We start from the raw sequence: 4,168 nt of genomic DNA, 5'->3' as shown, positions 1-4,168 counted from the left end.
GTGTCGTATTCAACGTGAGAAGTGTTGATGGTGATACCACGAGCTTTTTCTTCCGGCGCGTTATCGATCTGGTCGAATGCGCGAGCAGCACCGCCGTAGGTTTTAGCCAGTACGGTAGTGATTGCAGCGGTCAGCGTTGTTTTACCATGGTCAACGTGGCCGATAGTACCGACGTTGACGTGCGGTTTTGTACGTTCAAACTTTTCTTTAGACATCGATTGTCCCTCTAAGACACGGATAAATCGGTGATATCACCACATCAACCAGGCGATATGCCTGAATTGTTGAATATTTAAGTTTATACAGAGAGAAACGGGAAGGAGAAGTGAAGTGGTGCTGATACCCAGAGTCGAACTGGGGACCTCACCCTTACCAAGGGTGCGCTCTACCAACTGAGCCATATCAGCACGTCTGGAGCGGGCAGCGGGAATCGAACCCGCATCATCAGCTTGGAAGGCTGAGGTAATAGCCATTATACGATGCCCGCATCCTGGAACTCGGCTACCCAGTTCTTTCTGTAACAAAAAAAGAGACATGTCTCTTTTCTTATTCGAACCGGTTAATTTTTTCAACCAGTTCAGACAGCAAACACGCTGCCAGAAAGTGGTGGTGGGGGAAGGATTCGAACCTTCGAAGTCTGTGACGGCAGATTTACAGTCTGCTCCCTTTGGCCGCTCGGGAACCCCACCGGACTTGATGGTGCCGACTACCGGAATCGAACTGGTGACCTACTGATTACAAGTCAGTTGCTCTACCTACTGAGCTAAGTCGGCATCAAGTAGCGCGCATTCTATGGAGACCTGCGACCTCATGCAACTAAAAAATTGCATAAAATGTTCTATCGCTCACATTTTGCACGACAAGACTGCTAAATGGCCTATTTTTAGTCAGGTCAGTGCGATTTTTCGACACCAGGATGCTAACAGCTTAACGGAGAGCATCATCATATCTACGTTTGAAAGAGAAAAATTCTTCTTTTACATATGGTATATCCGTCACATTGCGTTTCAGGGATAACTTATCAGGAGAGATTTTTTCTTATTATTCCCTCCCATCTGGTGTTACCCTCCTGCCCATTGTCCAAATTAACTGAAATGTGTCGTGCCATTGCATGCCGGGGATGATTCGCTTTTTTATCGCTGACCTGATGTAGCAATGACAGCCAGAAACATGCTTATGAGTAAAGAGCAAACGTTAATGACGCCTTACCTACAATTTGATCGCAACCAGTGGGCTGCGCTTCGTGATTCCGTGCCGATGACCCTGACCGAGGGCGAAATCGCACGACTCAAAGGCATTAATGAAGATTTATCACTGGAAGAAGTTGCCGAGATTTATTTGCCCCTGTCGCGTTTGCTAAATTTCTATATCAGTTCAAACCTGCGCCGTCAGGCTGTTCTGGAGCAATTTTTAGGCACTAACGGCCAGCGTATTCCTTATATCATCAGCATCGCCGGTAGCGTTGCCGTGGGCAAAAGCACCACCGCGCGCGTACTGCAAGCGCTGCTGAGCCGCTGGCCGGAACATCGTCGCGTCGAATTGATCACCACTGACGGTTTTCTACACCCTAACCAGGTGCTGAAAGATCGCGGGCTGATGAAGAAGAAAGGCTTCCCTGAGTCTTACGATATGCACCGTCTGGTGAAATTCGTATCCGATCTCAAATCAGGGGTGCCAAATGTTACCGCACCAGTCTATTCACACCTGATTTATGATGTGATTCCAGACGGAGATAAAACCGTCGCACAGCCCGATATATTAATTCTTGAAGGCTTAAATGTACTACAGAGTGGAATGGATTATCCTCACGATCCACATCATGTATTTGTTTCTGACTTCGTTGATTTTTCTATTTATGTTGATGCGCCTGAAGATTTACTCCAGACGTGGTACATCAACCGCTTCCTGAAATTCCGTGAAGGGGCGTTCACCGACCCAGATTCTTATTTCCATAATTACGCAAAATTATCGAAAGATGAAGCGATCAATACCGCCGCATCATTATGGAAAGAAATCAACTGGTTGAACTTAAAGCAAAATATTTTACCCACTCGTGAGCGGGCCAGTCTGATTATGACCAAAAGCGCCAATCATGCGGTCGAACAAGTCAGGTTGAGAAAATAATGTAAAAAGGGAGCCTTAGCTCCCTTTTTATTATTCTGCGCTGCGTAAAGATATTTCTCCGCCCATCCACGGCTTAATTACGCCATCCTGTTCAAGCAACAACGCGCCTTGCGCATCTATCCCACGGGAAATACCAAATATTTCTTTATCACCAATAATCAGTTTAACCGGTCGGTTAATAAAATTATCCAGTTTTTCCCAGCGAGACAGGTAAGGTGCCAGACCTTCCTGCTCAAAGAGTTCCAGCGCCGCACGCAACTCTTTGATTAACGTCGCCGCCAGCATGTTGCGATCAAGCGTAATGCCCGCTTCCTGGAGATTGATCCATCCCTGATTCACAACGCCTTCTTCCACACGGCGCATGGCCATATTGATACCTGCGCCAATAACGATTTGCGCAGCGTCGCCCGTTTTACCCGTAAGCTCAACCAGAATGCCTGCCAGCTTGCGATCGAGTAAATAGAGATCATTAGGCCACTTAACCCGAACCTTCTCTGCGCCCAGATCGCGCAGAACCTCAGCCATCACAATGCCGATCACCAGACTCAGCCCAATCGCGGCTGCCGGCCCCTGCTCCAGACGCCAGTACATAGAAAGATACAGGTTCGCACCAAATGGAGAGAACCATTTCCGCCCACGACGACCACGCCCAGCCTGCTGGTATTCCGCTACACAGGCATCACCCGACGTCAACTGGCCAATACGGTCCAGCAGATACTGGTTCGTCGAATCGATAACCGGAAGTACCGTGACATTCCCGCTGTCCAGTTGTGCATGGATGACAGAAGCATCTAATAATTGGATAGGTTCTGGCAGGCTATATCCTTTGCCGGGTACGGTAAACACATCAACACCCCAGTCACGCAGCGTCTGGACATGCTTGTTGATGGCTGCGCGGCTCATTCCCAGTGTTTCACCCAGCTGTTCACCCGAATGAAACTCACCATCGGCCAGCAAAGAGATCAGCGTCAGGGGAACGGTATTATCCTTCATGCAATGATCTCCACAGCATTCACTTCACCGGTCTGCCCGATAAACCGAACTTCCGGTTCCAGCCAGACATTAAATTTCTCACCCACGTTCTGACGCACATGATGCGCGAGTTTCACCACATCCTCGCTTGTCGCATTATGTGCGTTAATCAGCACCAGGGCCTGCTGACGATGTACCGCAGCGCCCCCAATACTGACGCCTTTTAGCTGGCACTGTTCGATCAACCAACCGGCAGCCAGCTTCACTGAACCATCGGCCTGCGGGTAATGTGGCGCACCGGGAAATTGCGCCAGTAATGTGTGCGCAATCTCTGCTGCAACAACAGGATTTTTAAAGAAGCTACCTGCATTACCATTTACTTTTGGATCGGGCAGTTTCGTGGTGCGCATATGGCATACGGCATCAAACACCTGCTGCGGCGTGACCGTTTCAGGTTCAAGGCGAACCAGGTCGCCATAAGTGAGTACGGGCTGCCACTGTTTTGGTAAACGCAGGCCGACAGCCACAATGGCGTAACGATCCTGATATTCATGCTTGAAGATACTATCACGATAACCAAAGCGGCACTCTGTGGCGCTCACCCGTAGAGACTTTCCGGTTGCCAGCTCGACACAATCCACATAGTCACAGACCCGCTGTAGTTCTACACCATAGGCGCCAATGTTCTGGATAGGAGAAGAACCGACGCACCCCGGAATAAGCGCCAGATTCTCCAGCCCCGGCATACCTTGCTGGAGAGTGTATCGTACCAGGTTATGCCAGTTTTCCCCCGCCCCTACGTGCAAGTGCCATGCTTCGGGTTGCTCTGTCACCTCAATACCTTTGATACGGTTGATAATCACCGTTCCATGAAAGGTATCAAGAAACAGAACGTTACTCCCTTCGCCCAGTATCAGTACCGGATGATTTGATGCTTTAGCCGATTGCCAGGCATCCAATAGTTGTTGTTCATTTTCGGCACAGACAATCTCGTTAGCGCGTTGATCGATACCGAAGGTATTCCAGGGTTTGAGGGAGTGATTCATAGACGCTTTCCTGATGCAAAATCGCG

General features: G+C 49.2%; 4 protein-coding genes and 4 tRNA genes. 1 reads left to right on the top strand and 7 read right to left on the bottom strand.

Annotated elements, in window-relative coordinates:
• The 5 genes from OGV50_RS05480 to OGV50_RS05460 all read right to left on the bottom strand — a co-directional run.
• A partial coding sequence (locus OGV50_RS05480; protein ID WP_000031663.1) for a GTP-binding protein occupies positions 1-215 on the bottom strand: 215 nt, incomplete at its 3' end.
• Positions 216-331: 116 nt separating this feature from the next.
• Positions 332-407, bottom strand: a tRNA-Thr gene (locus OGV50_RS05475).
• Positions 408-412: 5 nt separating this feature from the next.
• Positions 413-487 (bottom strand) — tRNA-Gly (locus tag OGV50_RS05470).
• Positions 488-604: 117 nt separating this feature from the next.
• Positions 605-689, bottom strand: a tRNA-Tyr gene (locus OGV50_RS05465).
• Positions 690-697: 8 nt separating this feature from the next.
• Positions 698-773 (bottom strand) — tRNA-Thr (locus OGV50_RS05460).
• A 397-nt stretch (positions 774-1,170) separates the two neighbouring features.
• On the opposite strand from OGV50_RS05460, the gene coaA reads away from it, so the two are divergent.
• Positions 1,171-2,124: a type I pantothenate kinase gene (gene coaA / locus OGV50_RS05450; RefSeq protein ID WP_024130653.1), complete on the top strand. Its 954-nt coding sequence runs from the start codon at positions 1,171-1,173 to the stop codon at positions 2,122-2,124.
• Positions 2,125-2,154: 30 nt separating this feature from the next.
• On the opposite strand, the gene birA is transcribed toward coaA, so the two are convergent.
• The gene (gene birA / locus OGV50_RS05445; protein ID WP_012133821.1) at positions 2,155-3,117 is read right to left on the bottom strand and encodes a bifunctional biotin--[acetyl-CoA-carboxylase] ligase/biotin operon repressor BirA; all 963 of its coding nucleotides are present in this window, start codon (positions 3,115-3,117) and stop codon (positions 2,155-2,157) included.
• Positions 3,114-4,142, bottom strand: coding sequence for a UDP-N-acetylmuramate dehydrogenase (murB, locus tag OGV50_RS05440; RefSeq protein WP_200093378.1), 1,029 nt, complete (start codon positions 4,140-4,142; stop codon positions 3,114-3,116). The genes birA and murB overlap by 4 nt, the downstream gene beginning before the upstream one ends.
• Between the last annotated feature and the right edge of the window lie 26 nt (positions 4,143-4,168).

Source organism: Citrobacter sp. CK180, from assembly GCF_030333655.1.
Lineage (GTDB): Bacteria > Pseudomonadota > Gammaproteobacteria > Enterobacterales > Enterobacteriaceae > Citrobacter_B > Citrobacter_B koseri.
This window is presented reverse-complemented; position numbering and strand designations above follow the sequence as displayed.